This window comes from Methanosarcina soligelidi (assembly GCF_000744315.1).
In the GTDB taxonomy this organism is placed as follows: Archaea; Halobacteriota; Methanosarcinia; order Methanosarcinales; family Methanosarcinaceae; genus Methanosarcina; species Methanosarcina mazei.
Window position 1 is genome coordinate 1,099,578 of record NZ_JQLR01000001.1, and the last position, 18,199, is coordinate 1,117,776.

The following is an 18,199-nucleotide window of genomic DNA, read 5'->3' on the forward strand; positions in this document are numbered from 1 at the left end:
GGCTCTTATTTTTTCCTTTTTCAGACTTTAAACAGCACTTCACAGAGGATTGCAACGCCATCTTTTACAAAAAGGTGGACAGTCTTATTTCCTTCAAGCCCTTTTTCCACTTCGTTCCTAACTTCCCAGTACTCTTCAGGTTTTACGCCTGCCCGGAGTATGACACTTCCAACGTTTTTGCCTTTCAGGAACCTGTTGATCTCACGAGGTTCAAAGGGACAGACCTTCAGGATAAGGTAGTGGTTTTTAATCATGGGCTGCTTTATCAGGGCTTCCGAGGTTATTAACAGCCTCTTTTTGTCAACCCTGAATAGTTCGAAGGCTCCCATTAGAGGCCCTGCCATCTGCATCATGGATTCAATAAGTTCAGGAAGAAGCTCTGCTGCAATAACAGAAGGTTCGGGTTCATAGACAAAGAGTTTCATTTTTTCCGTTTCCCTTATCTCTGGAAGCGGTCCGTATTGTGAAACCAGCCCTTCTCCCGCAGGCAGGGCTACAGCCAGCCGTTCATTTTGTTTTAAATCACCGAAATAAAGAGTCAAACGGTTGAGCTGACCATCCAGGGAAATATACTCTTTTTCGCAGTCAAAAGGAATCCTTTCCGGGGGCATCTGGGGAGGGGCTTCAAAGGCAAAATTCTTTGTCTTTTCCCCATAGGCTGAAAGCACATTCGGGATCCCGGGTTCAAGGCTTGAGACCTGCCTTTTATCTTCTTCTGCAGGGCGGAATGGATCTGAAAAAACAACATCTACTGCCGGTATTTGCTCGATAACTTTCGGATCAAGCGCATCCCCACAGATGAATTTCACATTGTCAAGCCCGTACATCTCACAGTTCTTTTTCGCATATTCTATTTTTTCAGGGTCGATTTCCACTGCATATACAAACTCGCACTGCTGCGCAAAAAAGACGGTTTGCCCTCCTATCCCGCAGCTGATATCAGCAAGAGTTCCGCATCTCAGGCGCTGCGCCCTGTAGCGGGCGATAGGCTCAGGGGTCGCAAAGCGCACGCTTTCCTTATCCCCATGCAGGGGTTTTTCAAATTGCTTTTTCCGTGCCACATCGATCAGAGGATTAGTAGGAGTTTTATGAGATTTAAAGGCAACTGAAAAAGAAAATCGCAGAATTGCTCCAGTCCATATCTGATCTCTGTAGTAATACTCCATAAACTCAACAATCCGAACTTGCCTGCCCTGAACAGGGTTGAAACGGATAATTCTGAAATAGTCTCTCAGGGGATCATATCTCTGATATCAACGTAAAATGGGCTGAAAACCGGGAGCTCCCTTTCGAAAGATCTGGCAAACACATTCCAGGTTTCGGTCTGTGGTTTTAGCTTTTTCGTTATTGCAAGAAGATCATCCTCAGGATCTGTCATAGCCATTAGAAAATCCTGTCTCCTGTCAAATGAGATATTATTCAAATGCTTAAGAAGCGCCAGCATAGCATCGTTTTGTCTCTTGTCAAATGCGTAATCCACGATATAAAATACCCTGAAATGTTCTCCTTCAGCTGGAAACTCTGGCACTTTCGTAATATGGCTTAAAGCTCCAAAAACTGATGCCATCATTTTCATTGCTGCTGGCTCTCTGGCATAATATAAATGAGCCAGTCCTGAACTGTCCCATAATCCTGCACAGGCTGCGATTTTATTCTCTTTGTCTCTGACTGTCCAGAAGTTTTCCGGTCCATATCCAGGAATGAATTTTAGACGTGATCCAAAAGTTTGATCGGTAAAAGGCATGAAATGCCTGAATCCCGAGTTGTATTCGTTAATGAGATTAACTGCATCGTTAATTTTCTTTGTATCAACAGGCTTTATTGAATATTCTGGAGGAACATCCAGCTTCTTATAAGTCGATATCCCTGGAAATTTGATACTCCTCATTTCAGAATATCCCATCTTCTCAAATAAAAACCTGGAGGCTTTGTTTGGCTCGTATATATAACAGTAAGCATAAGCCGCCTCCATTTCCTGCGCCTTCTTTTCCGCCTCTTTAATAAGTCTTGTGGCAATTCCTGTCCTTTGAAAAGCCGGATCAACCATCACTTCAATAATGTACACATACTTTTCTTTTTGTTCAGGTGTTGTTTTTAACGTTAAACCAATCCAGCCAGCAACTTTCCCACCCTCTTCTGCCACAAATACATCCCAGTTATCGTACATTTTATAACGGGTAATGATATCCTTCTTATCCACACCCATTGCACATTTTTCGTCCCCCTGCGGACAGAGCTTTTCTATTTCAAGCATCCTTTGATTATCGCCCTTATTAAAAGGTCTGATCGAAACCATACCTATCGCTTCCCTTTATTATTCGCCCTTCATACTCCATGATTACTCAAGTTTATATTACTCAAGTTTATTATTCTTTCATTTATATATGCAAATTTTGCATTTTAACTTTTAACGAAAGAAAAAATTTGCATATTTAAGGTATGGGACCCAATTTATAAAACCCGAAAGGGGAAGATAAACGGAAGATGTTAGCTTCTCAGTAACCCCTGCAAAACAGTAATTGCAATAATAGCCCGGAGATTTTTGGAGTTTACTTCAAAATTGTCCTTGAAACTTGACTTTATTCAGAAAAGAAAATGTAGTGGAGGGAGGTTTAAATTACTCTCCCTTTATTATCCTTGCAATGTCGTCTCCGACATCTGAGGTAGTATTTTTGCCGCCCATATCGTAGGTTTTTACTTTGCCGTCCAGAATGTTTTTCTGGATTGCACTGACTATGTTGTCTGCGGCTTCCTTTTCTCCGAGCTGTTCTATGAGCATTGCACCTGCCCAGATTGTTGCGATCGGGTTAACCTTGTTCTGGCCCTTGTACTTAGGGGCTGAACCGTGGATGGGCTCAAACATGCTTGTGCCGTTCGGGTTAATGTTCCCGCCCGGGGCGAGTCCGAGGCCGCCCTGGATCATGGCTCCGAGGTCGGTGATGATGTCTCCGAACATGTTAGGGGTTACTACCACATCGAACCATTCAGGGTTTTTAACAAACCACATTGTGATAGCGTCAACGAAGTTGAAGTCCGTAGTAAAACCAGGATGCTTTTCGGCAACTGCGTTGAACTCTTCTCTCCAGAACCCGTAGATGTCGGAAAGGACGTTTGCCTTGTCAACAGATGAGACGTGTTTCTTCCGGTTTTCTGCAAGGTCAAAAGCGTACTCAATAACACGCTTTGTGCCCTCTTTGGAGATAAGGCCTATCTGGTATCCTATTTCTTCGCTGTCGGTCTCGATGTCGAGGCCGAACTTTGCGGAGTAGAGTGTCCTCTTGACTTCAAGGAGGTCTTTACTCGCTCCTTTTTTTGCCCTGCCACCGATGCCTATGTAGAAGTCCTCGGTGTTTTCCCTTACCACGACAAAGTCAATGTCTTTTGATGTCTTGTCCTTTATCGGGGTCCAGACACCCTCGAGGAGTTTTATCGGGCGCAGGTTAATGTACTGGTCAAAGTAAAAGCGTGCAGTTAATAAGATCCCCTTTTCAAGGACACCTGGGGCAATCCTCGGGTCTCCTATGGAGCCAAGATAAATTGCAGGGTAGCCGGATAATTCCTTTAAGGTCTCTTCCGAGATCAGCTCACCCGTTTCCAGGTAGTGGTCTGCTCCATGAGGATATTCTATCCATTCTACATCAAAACCGAATCTTTCGCCTGCAGCATCTATAACTTTTCTGCCTTCGGCGATGATTTCTGGTCCAATCCCATCTCCTGGGAGGACGGGAACCTTATACTGCGTCATGTTTATACTCCTTTCTAGTTTAGAGGCAAAACTGCCTTTTCAGTACGAGATGTCAAACGTGGATCAGGCTTTTTTCGGGACAGGCTTACTGTTTTTCAGTGCTCAGAGACCAGCTTCCGGGCATATTCTATAAGTCCTCCCTCATCCACGATTTCGCGGACGAAATCCGGCAGAGGGGTTGCCTGGTAGGTTTCTCCTTTTGTCCTGTTCTGAATGACCCCTGTTGAAATATCTACTTCGAGTTCATCTCCGTCATCTATTTTGTCCGTATCCGGGCATTCAAGGACAGGAACTCCGATATTGATTGCGTTTCTGAAAAAAATCCTTGCGAAAGATTTTGCGATCACACAGGAAACCTTTGACCCTTTTAGGGCAAGAGGTGCGTGTTCGCGTGAGGACCCGCAGCCGAAATTGCTTCCTGCGACTACGATATCATTCTCATGGACATTTTTTGCAAAATCAGGGCGTACGCCTTCAAATGTATACTTCGCAAGCTCCCCCGGGGTATTGAATATAAGGTACCTTCCGGGAATTACTGCGTCCGTATCCACGTCATCTCCGAATTTCCAGGCTCTTCCTTTCATGAAATCACCAGTAATCTGCTGTAATTAAATGCTGTTGATTGATATAATGTTCACAGCCTGTAACTCAGCTAAACTCACAGGTTTGAAGATCACAGGTAATATTTAAAATTATTTTCTGACATGATCAAAAAAAGGTTAACGAATGCTTAATAATTATTTACGTTTTACTCTATTTTGCCTGGAAATTCGGTAAACAGATGCTTATTTTAAAGTCCTGATTCAATTTATCTGAATTTCTCCGGGATTTGAATTTTTATTTCTTCTTTTTCCCTTTTGCAGGGGTCGAGTGCACTTGGCTCTCCTCCTCCGTGCCAGCTCCTTCTTGGGCGGATTCGGACCATATGGACAGATTCGGAATGGTCGTCAACTATCAATGCAGCACCCCTTTCGCTCCCCATTTTCTTCAGGTATGCCCTGAGGCTTTCCTGCATATAAAGGGGCCTGGAACTCTCAAGGGCAAGGATGTCGTCACTTGAGGTGAGGCGGTGGCAGATAAGAAGGTCGCTCTGCGAGACAACATCAGGGTGGAGGCTTGCAGGTCTCTGGGTTGCAAGTACGAGGGAGAGACCGGGCTGCCTTCCCTGCCGGAGGCATCGGTTTATAAGAACTTCGGAAGCAAGGCTTTCAGCTTTCGCAGGTACGAAAATATGGGCTTCGTCTATAAACAGCCAGACCATGGGGAATTCTTTTTCTTCTAATTTTTCCCCCATCTGTTTCTTTTCGTAGAGCCTTCTTGCCTCAAGCCGTTCTGCATAAAGCCTGCCTGCAAGAATCGACACTGCCGCAGCGCAGACGTTTTCGTTTTCAAGGGTGCTTACATCCAGGATTGTTGTCCTGCCTCCTGCTATCAATACTGACAGGGGCGTTCCTTCTTTGGAGAACAGACCCCATGATTTCACAGCCCTGAAATAGTTTTCAGCAGCCCCTTTTGATGCTGAATCCGATCTCTCGTCCAGAAATATCTCGTTAATAATATCTTCAAAAGAATACGGGTCTTCCTTCTCCCTCAGGGATTCAACAACTCTTACAAGCAGAATTCCAAGCGGAGAAACCTCTTCGACCCTGAGAATCCTGCACCACTGGCTACCTGAGAGTTCTCGAATTGAAATCGAAAAAGGCTTTACCTGTATGTTTCGTTTCTTATAAGCTTCAATATTCCCAGCTGGCACGAAAACCTCTATTTCAAGCCCTGCAGGAGGGAGTCCCCAGCTTTTCAGCCTTCCTGCTTCGGATGAGTTCGGAGTCCTCATCGTCCAGAAAATCCCCATAGTGTCGATAATAAGGGCTGCAAGGTTTCCTTTAACAGGCTCAGGAAGAAATGCAAGTTCCTCCAGCATGCAACCCATTGTATAAGATTTTCCATACCCTCTTTTTCCACAGATCAAAACGGCATGAGGTTTCAGGGCATCGAGATAAACGTCAGCTCCCCTTGAATGGTCGAGCGCCATATAGTTCCCAAGAAACAGAAGCCCTTCCCCGTTGTTTTCTTCATTACCGAGGACACGCAGTGTCCCGCCGAACTTTCCCCCAGACGCAGGTCTTAAATCTTTACTCTCTCTTTCATGCATCACGTTTGTATCTGATAGAAAACTACTTAAAATAATTTATTCTGAACATGTAAAATAAAATTCTTAATTTTTAAGTTTCCCTTCACAGTGTTCCTTTTCAACTCTTTTAATCTGCCCTCCAGTATTTTTTGAGTAATGGACCTGTAGCTTCATTTTATGTTTTTATTTATATTTGGCATGAAAGTACTTCCAGATACTTTCATTTTTTGGGCATGTTATTCCAGGAATATCATGAGCGTTTTTTACTATTAACTTGTTATTTTTTAATTATTTAACTTTTTAAAATCATATTTTTTTAGAAAAACGTTTCAATTTAAGATAATTTCATGGCATGCTCCATCTGGATAGAAATATTTATTTATCCGCGGGATAAAAGTAAGTTATGCAGAATTGATACCTGAGTCTGCGCAGTTGTTAATATGATTACAAATTATATCGGGTCTCTCTGTCAGGCAAAAATACGGGAGAAGTTTTACACCTGGCAGACTGTTGTTTAAGGGGAGTCATGTTTAATGATAGAAGCAGCTATGCTCGAAAAGGGCAAAATATCAGTAAGGGTCTACTGTTTTTATGGATAATCTGAGACAAGTCTGATAGCTGTGTCTGATAGCTGTATATCTGTAACAGCTTATAATTCACTGGAGTATGGTGGTGGGTAGTTGTGGATTCTCTTCAGAAAACTACAATGATAGATTTGCTTTTAAGGTCGGATAAAAGAAGAAAAATTTTGCTTTTTCTTAAGGAAGGACCAAAAAATATTGAGGAAATTACAGCGCTTCTTGGCTCTTCCTGTACTGCGGTTCTTCCTCAGATGAAAAAGCTAATCGAAAAGGGACTGGTCAGGCAGGAAAATAAAATTTACAGGCTTTCAACAGTCGGGATGATCGTCACTGAGAAGCTGGTTCCGCTTCTGGGAACTATTGAGGTCTTTGAAAATAACCTTGAATACTGGGCACAGAAAGACCTCACAGGAATCCCTGCTTTTTTGCGTTTGAAACTCGAGATGCTCTCCCAATATGAGGTGATCGAGCCCCAGCTTAACAGGATGTTTGAGCCCCCAGAAGAATTTATAAACTCCCTCAAAAAATCCACGGAAATAATGTATTTTTCTTCATTTTTTCAGCCCTGTTTCTCAGGTTTTGATCAGGATTTTTTAAAGAAAAGGACAGATTCTACTTTTATTTTTACAAAAAACTTTTTTGAACGGATCTCCAGCCCCCATTCTGAAGAATATGATGAACTGTTGCTCCCTGAGAGGGCGAATCTCTATGTATATGACGGCATATCTTCTCTGGTTTCGCTTACCGTGACCGAGAGGTTTATGGCGTTAATGCTTCTCAATAAAAAAGGAAAGCTCGATCAGAACCTTCTAATAAGTTCCGAAAGTGAGGCAATCGAGTGGGGTAAAGAACTTTTTATGTACTACAGAGAGATTTCTAAAAAGATTTATGGAGACAAAGCTGATCGCCTCCTCTCTGAAAAAATTATTCCCCCTGGAAAAAAATCAGGATATGGAACGGGTTCTGATCTGTTACAAATCTCCTGTTTAAGAAAAACGAAGTATAAAATGTAAATGAAGTAATAATAAATAACGTAACAATAATGCATAATGTAACAATAGTAAATAACGTAACAATAATAAATACTGTAACAATAATACATAATGTAACAATAATAACTAATGTAACAATAATAAACGACGTAACAATAGTAAATGAAGTAGAAGAAGCAAAAATAGTTAAAAAGCAGAGTAAAAAAAGAAGGACAATAAAACAGAGGAAATCAGTTTTGATACGCTAGTTTCCCTAAAAATCAAATCTGAGTCCGTCAGATCCGAATTTACAAAAAATCAATTCCCTGAAAGCTGCTGAGGATTTTTCAGCAGATTCAGGACACCCGGAAGCTCAGGATATTATTTTATCCAGCTGGTTTTTCCGGACTGCCTCTTTGATTTCCTGCGCTATTCTCCTTCCGGTTGAGAGGTCTTCCTGAATAAGATCTGCATAGGGGGAACCTGAAATGTAAAGGTTCGTTCCTGCAACAATTCTGGCGGAAATCTCAAATACCTTAATTTCAAGCTCGTCAGTAAAAACAGTTTCAAGGCAGAAAGCCCCTATCATCCCGCCGAAAAGGCCAAGGGACTCTTCGACCACTCTTTCTCCAAGAGCGAAGATCAGGGGCAGGAGGGATTCCCTCGCAACAAGGGGCACGTTTCCTGTAACCACGTATGTCGGGCGAATTCCTGCTTCTATGAGTTCTCTGGGGGAACCGAGCCTGAAGATTTCATCAGCATTGGACTCTACCCTGCGGTCCATGCTGAGGAGCTCAAGGCTGCCTTCGCTTAATGTATACCCTTCGTTCCTGATAGGGGAGTAGAAGTAGTGAAGATAGTAGCGGGTTCCGGTAATGAATTCCTGAATCGTATATTTCTGGGTGCGGTCTACGAGCTCATCGAACTCTTCATAGGTTTTCGCAACGAAGAATCCTTTTCCTCCTTTTGCCCCGTCGTATTTGACCATTACAGGTCCGTTGATGTCTCGAGGGTCATCTATTTTTCCGGGCATATGGATCCCTGCTCCAAGCAGCCATTCCCGTTCCTTGCTCCTGTCTGATTCCCACTCCAGTACAGCCCGGTTCCCGAAGGTAGGTACAGCCATCTCTGCGAAATTTTCCGTACCCAGATACGCAACAAATGAACCGTGAGGAATAATTATTACATTCTTTTTCCTGAGCTCTTCAACTTTGTTCATTATGTCTTCATAGCTTTCGACAATAAGGTACTCATCAGGTTTTGCTCTGGGGAATGCCTCATAGAACTTGGGAGGTTTACCAACGCAGATCCCCATAGTTCTGAAGCCTTCTTTTCTCGCCCCATCAAAGATCTGGAGGCTTGAGTGAGAACAGACTGTTGCAATAGTGATGTTATCTAAATCGTAATTTTTCAGAAATTCAAGAACCTGCTGTTTTGTGATCATGATTGCTACCAGCGAAAAATTTAGATTAGAATATACAATGCTATATTTAAGCTTAAGGGCAGGATTCTATATATAAATATAGTAGTGGATCTATAATAACGCTCAGAAAATAAAACTTTATATTGAGATCGTTGTAAAGTACAGTATAGAGTACAATTAAAAAATACTGATAAAAAGGTTTTTAAATCAGGAAATAAGCATGAACGGGCTTGAAGATCGAGACGGTCTGTCTGAAACCGGTGAATCTCCCAGGGGTCCTGGACTCGAAGAGCAGGATAACAGGGTTCTTGTTCTCCCTGTAAATGGAGATTCAAGAAAAATTACTCAGATCCTCTCCAACGAAACCTCATTGAAGATACTTGAACTCCTGGGGAAGAAAAGCATGTCTGCAACGAATATTGCAGAAGAGCTGAAGCTTCCTCTGACAACGGTCAAATACAACCTTGATTCCCTGGTTGAATCCGACCTTATTAAAGTCAAACAGATTAAGTGGAGCCAGAAAGGCCGCCAGGTTAAGATCTATGAATCCGTGGAAAAACTGATTGTCCTTGTCCCTTCAAAAAATCCGATAGATAAACTCTCCATAATAAGCCTGCTGCAAAAATACATGGGAGTAATAGGTGCTGCAGTCTTTGCAGCTGCAGGAATAGAATACCTCTCAGCCTATCTGCGGGCAAAAAGTATCATCGATGCCACTGCCCCCCTGCGGATGGGGGTTACGGGTCCGGCAAACAGGACCTATCCGGAAGCAACAATTATGGAGAGCTCTGAAGAAGAGAGCTTTAAGCCTGAAACGGAGAGTGCTGAAGAGGAGAGCTTTAAACCTGAAGCCGGAAGCCAGGGGTCTGCTCTGGACGAGCATTCTATTGCAAAAGATGAAATCGTAGATGAAAGCCCTGAAACAGTTGTCGAAGAACAGGAGTTTGAAGTAGCAGAGGAGGAATATCTGCCTTCGGAAACGGAGTCTACAACACTGGACGCTGATAGCGCTGAAATTCCTGTTCCCGAAGAACTGGAGTCGGGCCAGGGACTTCCCCCTGTTCCTCCCGAAGGGCTTACACATCTCGGAGGGATACACGGGATTTATGATTCACTTTCCCTTCATCCGGGGATCTGGTTCCTTTTCGGGTGCATCTTCGTGATATTTCTGGTAGTTGTAAGAGAAATCTATTATAAGAAAAAAACCAAGTAATCAGGGATTGTATGAGAGTCGCTTTAAAACTTGCATACATAGGCACCGAGTTTCATGGATCTCAGATTCAGCCTAGTGTTGAAACAGTGGAGAAAGAACTCTTCAAAGCTCTTCGGAACCTCAGGATTATAGAAAGCCCCAAATCTGCTAACTATATCTGCGCGGGCAGGACAGATGCGGGTGTTCATGCTCTTGGACAGGTTATAGCTTTTGATACGGACAGGCCAAACCTGGCAATTCCCAGAATCATAAACTCCGGACTTCCTCCAACCATATGGGTATGGGCTCATGCAGAAGTCCCCTACGATTTTGATGCCAGGAGGCATGCAGTTTCCAGGCATTATAGATACGTAATTAGCGGTGAAGGGTACGATATCTCAAAAATGAGGGAAGCTTCAAAACTGCTTCTCGGAACCCATGATTTCGAAAACTTTTCCAGATCAAACGGAGAGAAAAGTACGGTTCGTACCCTGGAAAGGATCAACGTCCGCGTGGATGGAGATATTACAAAGATTGACGTTGTAGGCAACAGTTTTCTCTGGAATATGGTGAGGAAAATAGTAACCGCCCTTTCAATGATCGGAAAAGGTGTACGTGACAATGACTGGCTGATCCAGATGTTAAATCCTGATATTTATGAAGAAGGTATTGAACCGGCTCCTGCCTATGGGTTGACCCTTATGGGAGTAAACTACGGAGAGGAAATAAACTGGATTGAAGATAACTACTCAATCCTAAGGGCAAGTGACCAGAACTCCAAGCGCATCCTCAGGTACAGGGTTATGGCTGAAGTGCTCGAGGAATTGATTTACCATGAGTAAATAACTTCATTTCCGTCTTCACTACTTTTTTTGCTTTTCCTATCAATTTTTTATCTTTATTCAGGTTCTGGCTCAGTCTCTGGCTCAGTTTCTCACTTTTTAATTATCTTTTTTTCTTTCCATTCTTTCATTCCTCCAGACAACTTCAATCCTCATCCTTCTGAAAAATTGTTATTATCCGTGTAAGGCTCCTGTGCACCCTCTGGACATATATTTCAAGGACCTTAAGCCCGGCTTTTTCCCCGTATTCAACTGATGCCTTATCAGAGACGACAACTGCAATTCCTCCGGGTTTCAGGACACGCTGGATTTCCGAAAGAGCACCCGAATATAACTCTTCCAGGGAACTGGCAAGAATTGCTGCCGACCTGCCGTAAGGAGGATCAGTAACAACTGCATCTATTGTGCAGTCCTTCAGGGGAATTCTACAGGCATCCCCTTCCATCAAAAAATAGTCCAGTTCATAGGCTTCCAGGTTCATATAAGCCCCGAGGACAAGCTTTTCCTGGGCATCAATTCCCACAACCTTTGCGCCCACAAGCCCGGCTTCTACAAGTATTCCAGCAGTGCCGCAGAAGGGGTCAAGAAAGAGCTCTCCGGGCTTTATCCCGGATAAATTCGTAAGTGCACGTGCAACCCTTGGCATAAGCACACCGGGGTGGAAAAAAGGCTTGTTCTGGGGAGTCCTGGCTTCATATGCGCTCCTGTCTACAGAGGAAATCAGGGTTCCAAGTACTGCTTTTTCGCTCAGGATCAGCCGGAATTCCACATCAGCGTTTTTCAGGTTTGCCCTGAAACCTTTCCTGTAGATGCAGCCTCCAATCTTCTGTTCCAGGTACTCGCACGGAAAATCAACGTGGTGTTTAATTCTCTTTGCCCTGACAACAAAGCTTTCTCCTTCTTTTATGTATCCTTCGGGCTCAAAAGCTTCCGCAAGCTCAAGAATGGCTTCAGGGCTGTTTTCGGCAATTCCTACAACTTTCAGTATATGATGGGTCATTGCCAGCCTTTCGGTTATAGTGCATGTCAGAGTTCTTTCAATTTCCTCTTCTCTGCCTGCTATGTCCACTACAAGGCACTGGTCAACCCTGATGAAGGGCTTGAAATCAAGCTCCTCTATTTTGAGGCAGGCAAGGACTTCGGCGGCTGGCAGTTCTTCATGCTCTCCAGATAATTCAAAAGCGTATAACATGATAATCCGAAACGTGTTGATTAATGTTGATTAATATATTTTGAAATAATCTTCAGTCAGTTCTAAACAGACGATGTCAGTTCACAGTAATGGTAATTCAAAATAATTTTGTGGAATTGAGGAACAGGAAACTGGATTTTATATAAAAGGCGTTAAGCCACTCTTATTCATAGTTTTATTTTTTGCTAACGAATACTGTTTTAATATAATTTTATATAATTTTGATATAATTTGATATAATTTTGATATAATTTGATATGATTTTGATATAATTTGATATGATTTTGATATAATTTGATATGATTTTGATCCGGTTTGACATTATTCTGTATAACTTGATATAATTTTGAGTCGAAATCAAAAACGAGCTGTATATGTGCAAAAGCGGGCTACGTATACGTATAAGTAAAAATTTTCTGGACAGAATGGCCTTAAAGACCAATAAGAAACTCTAAAAGATCATTATCACAGGTCAGCTGATGACCAGCCTGTAAGAGTCCTCATAAGCTTCTGTAAAGCGGCTCCTGCCTTTCAGAACATTTTTTCCAGGGCTTCCCTGCCAGCCATCCCGGCTTCAACACCAAGATCTCTGGCAAACTTTGTGGCTTCGACAACAGTGGCTTCAAGCATGTCTTCAAAACTCTGAACGCCTTTTACCTTTGCAGCCGCATCCCCAAGGGCTTCTGCAGCGCTGACGTTGAGATAGCCGCACATTAAAAATCCTTTTTCTGCTCTTATAACCAGAAGAGAATACTTCTGCATCTCAAATCGGAGGCCAAGAGCGCACCCGTTTTTAAGTGGAATCTGTTCTATGAGCATGTTTTTCTGAATTAGCCTCAAACCAGATTAACTTTTTGGACTCAGGCAGGGCCAGGGAAAAATCAGCCAGCTTTTTTAAGGATTTTTTTAAAAAAACCTTTGAGGCTCCCGGACTCTGACTTATCTCCGGTGTTCAATGTGCTGTTTTCTACTGTTCCGCTCTCGTTCTCTGCACTTTTATTCTCATTAGCTTCAATATCCTGCAGTTCGGCTTTAAAACTTTCATTTTCTGAAAGCCATAAGGTAATGTTTTTCTCAGAGTTGAAATTTCCCTTCAATACTGTACGTTTATTTTCAAACCCGAGGCTTTTGTTGTTAAGCCCCTCAATTCTCTCTGCGTCAAAACCTGATGGAAGAGTGATCGTGACATTTGAATCTGGAGTTCCCATTAGCCAGATCTCTGTTCCGGGGCCGGCCTCTTCTTTGAAACCGTATATAACGCTGGCACGGTTTATGATTGATGAATTTTTATAAGTTCTTCCGAGGGCTTCTTCGGGAATCCAGAACTCAATGTCTTTTAATTCAACAATTTCTGAGGTTGAATTTAGTTTTATATCAGGTTCTTCTTCTACGGCTTTCTTCATCTTTTCCCCTAAAAGGACTTCCATTTTCCGAATTTCCCAGGCATTAACAAAGCCGTCATTATTGCCTGTTTCTGCGTCTATAATTCTCCGGAATAAAACAGCTTCGTTATCTGTGGTTTTCTCGTCATAATCCCATGTTATCCCGTTTTTTTCCAGCGTGATATTATTGCCGGGAATAAAAGCGGCAGCGCAGGGTTTTGCAAAAAGAACTGGGGAGAGAAGGGTCGCCAGTAAAAGACTGGCTAAGAAAAGATGATACAGTTTCAAGAATGTCAACTCTTTTTTCATTTTTTTTCATTTTATTTGTCTGCCATCCCGGTAACTTCTCATTTTTTCTGTAACTTATATCCTCGTAAATTTATTTAGTTGTTACCTCACATCCGTCATGGGTTATTATGACAGTATGCTCTGCCTGGGAAACAAGCCCTCCGGCACTTTCAATAAGTACAGGATAAGAGTGAAGGATTCCTGCCCTTTCAAGCTGGATAAGTGAAAATTCGAGTTTATCTGATTTGAGCCAGCGTTTAGCGAAGGGGAGTTCCCTGTATTCTTCTGCCTGTTTAAGAACGTTTCTGACTGCTGGCATGCGGACAGGCTTTTTCCTTATGATGCTGTATATCTCAGCCCAGCTCCCGTCATGTACAAGCCCTGTCCCGTTAGTTGCAAAAGGTTCGATTGCAAGAACATCTCCTTCCTTAAGGATGACCCCACCTTCCACGTGTTTATTGGGCACTGAGGGGTTGTCGTGAGCTTCATATTGAGAAAGCCCATGGCCTGTGAGGTTCATAATAGGACTTAAACTATAGCTGCGGATACTTTCTTCTATTGCAGTTCCTATCTCTCCTGTACTGACTCCGGGCTTCATAAGGTCTATAGCTGCTGCCAGGGCATCCTCAGAGGCTTTTACAATATCAGGATTGCCTGAAAGGTCCACAGTTATTGCCGAATCTGCTATGTATCCATCAACATGAACTCCAAGGTCCAGCTTCACCATATCTTTTCCAAAAACGTCCTTATCTCCTGCTTTCGGGGTTGCATGGGCAGCCTCCTGGTTTCTTGAGATATTGCAGGGAAATGCAGGTTTGCCCCCCAGTTCTATGGTTTTATTTTCTACAAATTCGGCAACTTCAAGCAGGCCGTTTCCTATTTTTATCATATCTGCAGCCTCAGCCCTGACAATTTTCAGGATTCTGCCTGCTTCTCTATACTTTTCAAGAACATCTTCTCTGTTGTAAACATTATCTGTCATATTAACCCCGCTTCAGGATGCTTTTATACAAATCCTGGATATTTTCTGTTTGTAAACAATATTATAGTTGTTTTTATTGCTTTATTAGGCCAGCAAGTCCGTTAATGAGTTTATATCTGTAAATTCTGGGTTTGCTTTCTTTTCTGCTTTTTTAGTGCTTATTTTACGTAGCCAGGAGAATTTCAGGAGAATTTCAGGTTAATTTCCGGTTACAATTTATTCTTTTATTTATAAATAAGATTTTAATACAAATTTCTTTTCCAGCCGTGTAAGGTTCTCGCACCCTTCTTCAGTAACCAGTACCATATCTTCGAGCCGGACTCCTCCGATTTCCGGGTAATAAAGGCCCGGTTCGATAGTTATTACGTTGCCTGCCTCAAGGATAAAGCTGCTTTCTCCAACACCGGGTATTTCATGGATATCAAGCCCTACTCCATGCCCTGTGGAGTGTGTGAAGCCTGCTTTTGATCCGCTTCTGTAAGTGTGATAGCCTCTTGCTTCAAATAGGTCACAGACTGCAGTGTGTATTTCGGCTGCCTGAACTCCAGCTTTAACCATGGATAATGCTTTTTTCTGGGCTTCAAACACAGTCTCATACATTTCTTTCAGCTTTTCCGAAGCCTCTCCCCGGAGCACCGTGCGCGTCATGTCTGCAAAATAGCGCCTCTTCTTGCTTCTCGGGAAAATATCAAGAATAATAGGTGCATTTGCCCTGATAGGTCCGTCTGTAGTACCGTGGGGATTTGCTGTGTCTTCTCCGCAGGAGACTATAGTTTCTTCTGCTTCACACCCGAAATCAAGCAGTGTATGGTCAATGACTGAATTCACTTTAGCCCCGGTAAGTATTTCCCCTTCAACATAAAGTATGCCTTCTTTTTCTTCTGCTCCCTCTATCAGGGCAATGGCTGCCTCCATAGCCTTTTCTCCTGCCATCTGGGAGTATCTTATGGCTTCAAGCTCTTCCTGCCTCTTCACGCTCCTCATTTTTCTGAAAGGGCTTTTTATGGGCACAATGGTAAAACCCGCTTCTGTAAGATAGTTTGAATAAAAGACCGGAAAATCATAGGGGACTGCAATTTTTTTTACTTCTTCCCCTAGAAGCAGCTCTGAGATACAGGCTGCATAAGCAATAGATGCATCCTTTTTCTCTTTGATTTTCTCGCGGTAGCCAAATTCCTGGGTTGTTTTTATATTTGAAATCCTTGATTCAATTTCAGCTCTCCCGCGCTCCATTTCCGAAATAAAAAGGATCTCTTTCCCGGCTCCTGTCTGCAGATACATAAACTCATCCGATGCCAGGAAACGGGTTACATAGTAAATGTCGGCGTTATGGATATCCCCTATCATCAGGTAAGCATCTGCTTTTGCTTCTTCAAGGGATTTTTTTAAGCTAAAGTCCGTAACTTTCATGCTGGGTAATTCTGATGTTTGTAGATAAAGTTGTTATCGTCAGCCGGCAGGCATATGTATGGATCTGCATGTAAACTCAAATCCGGCTAGTAACAAATCTAATACTTAGTAACAAATCTAATACTCAACAACAAATCTAATACTTATCCATTTGGATTCGGTTAAGGTGCAAAAAGTCAAAAAATGTTATTTTTTATGCAATATATCAACTAATTTTGTCGGAAAATCGCCATACATGGTATTCGAAGTTGTGCATAAAATTCGTTAACCGATGACAAAAGAATACTTATCAAGTCCTGATCTAACCTGAATGTTTTCCTCTCCCAGTATCGTTCTGGCTGTTTTTCAGGTTTCTTTTCGGGGTTTCTTTTATCTTACTGCTATCCGGTTTCCTTTTCTTTCTCCTTATTCATTTCATACTCCAGGAAAAAGAGCTCCGCAAGCATAGAGAAATAGCGGTCAAGGGAAGCTGTCATTTCGTCCGAAAACCTGAGGATGCATATGTATTTTCGTCTACCTCGCTCTCTTACCCATATCTTATCTTCTAGGTTTTCATCTTTTATTCCGGCGAAGATCTCTGCTGCGCAGCCCAGAATCATCCTGACGCTTGATGTGAGATCCTTCCAGATTTTTTCTTTTTTGAACTCAATATAATCGAGGGAAATGTCCGTACAAAGCTTTCCGCTTCTGTGTATCCAGTAATCATCTCGGTTGAGTTGCTCTTCAATAATATCCTGTACTCGTGAGGGCAAGCCCTCAGGGCTCGCCAGTTCACTCTCTTTACCTTTGCAAATTTCACCATTCTCAGGGCAAGCTCCCCTTTTCATCTGAGATATGTTTGGGTTCATTTCTCTCTGAATCCATTCCAGTGAGAAATTTTTAGTAGCCTCGATAAAAGTAAGGGCTTCCTTTTCCATTTTTTCTCTGGTAGTTTTTATCTCTTTACAGAGGGTGCTGACTCTGTCGGCTCCTTCCCCGGAGCGGTCCGAAGTAAAGGGTTCAATCCCCATTTTATTATCTCCTGTTCAGTTTTATTCCTCTATTCTTCCTTTTTAACATATTTTCTCTGGAAACTTGTTTTTTATTGGAGCTTTCAGAACTTCAGTTTGCCTCATTGCTGAGCTCTTGAGAATAGAAGGTTTTAGAAAACCAGGAAAATAAAACGAGGGGATAACAAAGAATTAAAAACTCAAATACAGGATCCATAGAAAGTACAGAAACCTGGGAAATAGAGGACTGGAAAATAGAGGACTGGAAAACAAAGGAACTATAGAAAAATAGGGGCTTCCCCAACAAGTTAGGGATTTCGGGATAGGGGCTGACTTAGCATAGAGTAAACTCGAGCATAAGACTCTGCTAAAAACCTGAATAGAAAACTTCTTTATTATAAAAACAATCTCAAGACCCTAAAACTAAAAAATATTGTAATGTTCCTTAATTGAAAAAAAAAGAAGCGCCCGGACCGGGATTCGAACCCGGGTCGGAGCCTCGACAGGGCTCCATGATAGGCCTCTACACTATCCGGACACTTCGGTCTTTTTAGATGCTGTTTTGCCCGCGTTGCGAGCAAACCTTAAATGTCTTTCCGATATATAAATGTTCCCGTTGACTGATTTCGATTCTGGTGAATGTTTCAGGTCCCGCCTCCCAGACTCGAACCGGGGACATCGCGGTGCCTGCGCAGAGATGTACGGGAGGTTGCCCGCACGAGCCGAACTACAGCCGCGCACTCTACCACTGAGTTAAGGCGGGACAATGATACTGAGCCAGTGCTTCATGTTGCTGCACTGCTTCAGTGCACCATCTCCATATATGGTGATGGTATTTATGTTTTTCGCTGGATTAAGTAAAATTCTTTACATTATTAATATATTCTATGCATGTTAAAAATAATTTTGTGCATTCTGGAGAATTTCTCAGGGATAAAAACTGAGTGTATAGAGATAATTACAGATGAAAATGAATGAATTAAAAGCCGAATGAATTAAAAGCCCCTCCAAGGAGATAACTCTGCTTAAACTGAGTTTTAAGACCACAAAGACCACAGAATCTTAAAGGAC

16 protein-coding genes and 2 tRNA genes are annotated in these 18,199 nt (G+C 42.5%); 4 read left to right on the plus strand and 14 right to left on the minus strand.

Going from position 1 to position 18,199, the window contains the following annotated elements:
* Window positions 1–20: 20 nt before the first annotated feature.
* The 5 genes from M886_RS04830 to M886_RS04850 form a co-directional block, all read right to left on the minus strand.
* The gene (locus M886_RS04830) at window positions 21–1,061 is read right to left on the minus strand and encodes a methyltransferase domain-containing protein (RefSeq protein ID WP_048051639.1); all 1,041 of its coding nucleotides are present in this window, start codon (window positions 1,059–1,061) and stop codon (window positions 21–23) included.
* A 170-nt stretch (window positions 1,062–1,231) separates the two neighbouring features.
* Window positions 1,232–2,296, minus strand: a complete 1,065-nt coding sequence (locus M886_RS04835; RefSeq protein WP_048050756.1) for a GNAT family N-acetyltransferase — start codon at window positions 2,294–2,296, stop codon at window positions 1,232–1,234.
* Between the two features lie 321 nt (window positions 2,297–2,617).
* Entirely contained in the window at window positions 2,618–3,745 is a 1,128-nt protein-coding gene (locus M886_RS04840; RefSeq protein WP_048050757.1) for an isocitrate/isopropylmalate dehydrogenase family protein, read from the minus strand.
* Between the two features lie 95 nt (window positions 3,746–3,840).
* Window positions 3,841–4,329: a 3-isopropylmalate dehydratase small subunit gene (locus tag M886_RS04845; RefSeq protein WP_048050758.1), complete on the minus strand. Its 489-nt coding sequence runs from the start codon at window positions 4,327–4,329 to the stop codon at window positions 3,841–3,843.
* Between the two features lie 224 nt (window positions 4,330–4,553).
* Complete coding sequence (locus M886_RS04850; RefSeq protein WP_048050759.1) at window positions 4,554–5,897, minus strand: ATP-binding protein; 1,344 nt, start codon at window positions 5,895–5,897, stop codon at window positions 4,554–4,556.
* A 661-nt stretch (window positions 5,898–6,558) separates the two neighbouring features.
* On the opposite strand from M886_RS04850, the gene M886_RS04855 reads away from it, so the two are divergent.
* On the plus strand, window positions 6,559–7,470 hold the full coding sequence (locus M886_RS04855) for a helix-turn-helix transcriptional regulator (RefSeq protein WP_011033438.1): 912 nt from the start codon (window positions 6,559–6,561) through the stop codon (window positions 7,468–7,470).
* A 29-nt stretch (window positions 7,471–7,499) separates the two neighbouring features.
* Window positions 7,500–7,697 carry a hypothetical protein gene (locus M886_RS04860; RefSeq protein ID WP_015411860.1) on the plus strand — a complete coding sequence of 66 codons (198 nt, stop codon included), beginning with the start codon at window positions 7,500–7,502 and terminating at the stop codon, window positions 7,695–7,697.
* Window positions 7,698–7,801: 104 nt separating this feature from the next.
* Here M886_RS04860 and M886_RS04865 read toward each other — a convergent pair whose 3' ends face one another.
* The gene (locus M886_RS04865) at window positions 7,802–8,872 is read right to left on the minus strand and encodes a formate--phosphoribosylaminoimidazolecarboxamide ligase (RefSeq protein ID WP_048050760.1); all 1,071 of its coding nucleotides are present in this window, start codon (window positions 8,870–8,872) and stop codon (window positions 7,802–7,804) included.
* 199 nt (window positions 8,873–9,071) lie between these two features.
* Here M886_RS04865 and M886_RS04870 point away from each other — a divergent pair, with 199 nt between their 5' ends.
* Both M886_RS04870 and truA read left to right on the plus strand, forming a co-directional pair.
* Entirely contained in the window at window positions 9,072–10,064 is a 993-nt protein-coding gene (locus M886_RS04870; protein ID WP_048050761.1) for an ArsR/SmtB family transcription factor, read from the plus strand.
* Between the two features lie 11 nt (window positions 10,065–10,075).
* A complete protein-coding gene (truA, locus tag M886_RS04875; RefSeq protein WP_048050762.1) occupies window positions 10,076–10,885 on the plus strand; it encodes a tRNA pseudouridine(38-40) synthase TruA in 810 nt (269 codons plus the stop codon).
* Window positions 10,886–11,030: 145 nt separating this feature from the next.
* On the opposite strand, the gene M886_RS04880 is transcribed toward truA, so the two are convergent.
* The 8 genes from M886_RS04880 to M886_RS04915 form a co-directional block, all read right to left on the minus strand.
* Window positions 11,031–12,077 (minus strand): TRM11 family SAM-dependent methyltransferase, encoded by a 1,047-nt coding sequence (locus tag M886_RS04880; RefSeq protein ID WP_048036976.1) that lies wholly within the window; start codon window positions 12,075–12,077, stop codon window positions 11,031–11,033.
* A 531-nt stretch (window positions 12,078–12,608) separates the two neighbouring features.
* Window positions 12,609–12,896, minus strand: a complete 288-nt coding sequence (locus M886_RS04885; RefSeq protein ID WP_048044245.1) for a YunC family protein — start codon at window positions 12,894–12,896, stop codon at window positions 12,609–12,611.
* A gap of 62 nt (window positions 12,897–12,958) precedes the next feature.
* The gene (locus tag M886_RS04890; protein ID WP_048051640.1) at window positions 12,959–13,747 is read right to left on the minus strand and encodes a hypothetical protein; all 789 of its coding nucleotides are present in this window, start codon (window positions 13,745–13,747) and stop codon (window positions 12,959–12,961) included.
* Between the two features lie 91 nt (window positions 13,748–13,838).
* Window positions 13,839–14,729, minus strand: coding sequence for a type II methionyl aminopeptidase (gene map / locus M886_RS04895; protein ID WP_048050763.1), 891 nt, complete (start codon window positions 14,727–14,729; stop codon window positions 13,839–13,841).
* Between the two features lie 228 nt (window positions 14,730–14,957).
* Window positions 14,958–16,139, minus strand: a complete 1,182-nt coding sequence (locus tag M886_RS04900; RefSeq protein ID WP_048050764.1) for a M24 family metallopeptidase — start codon at window positions 16,137–16,139, stop codon at window positions 14,958–14,960.
* A 380-nt stretch (window positions 16,140–16,519) separates the two neighbouring features.
* Complete coding sequence (locus tag M886_RS04905) at window positions 16,520–17,149, minus strand: hypothetical protein (protein WP_048050765.1); 630 nt, start codon at window positions 17,147–17,149, stop codon at window positions 16,520–16,522.
* Between the two features lie 444 nt (window positions 17,150–17,593).
* A tRNA-Asp gene (locus M886_RS04910) sits at window positions 17,594–17,666 on the minus strand.
* A 111-nt stretch (window positions 17,667–17,777) separates the two neighbouring features.
* Window positions 17,778–17,891, minus strand: a tRNA-Tyr gene (locus M886_RS04915).
* Between the last annotated feature and the right edge of the window lie 308 nt (window positions 17,892–18,199).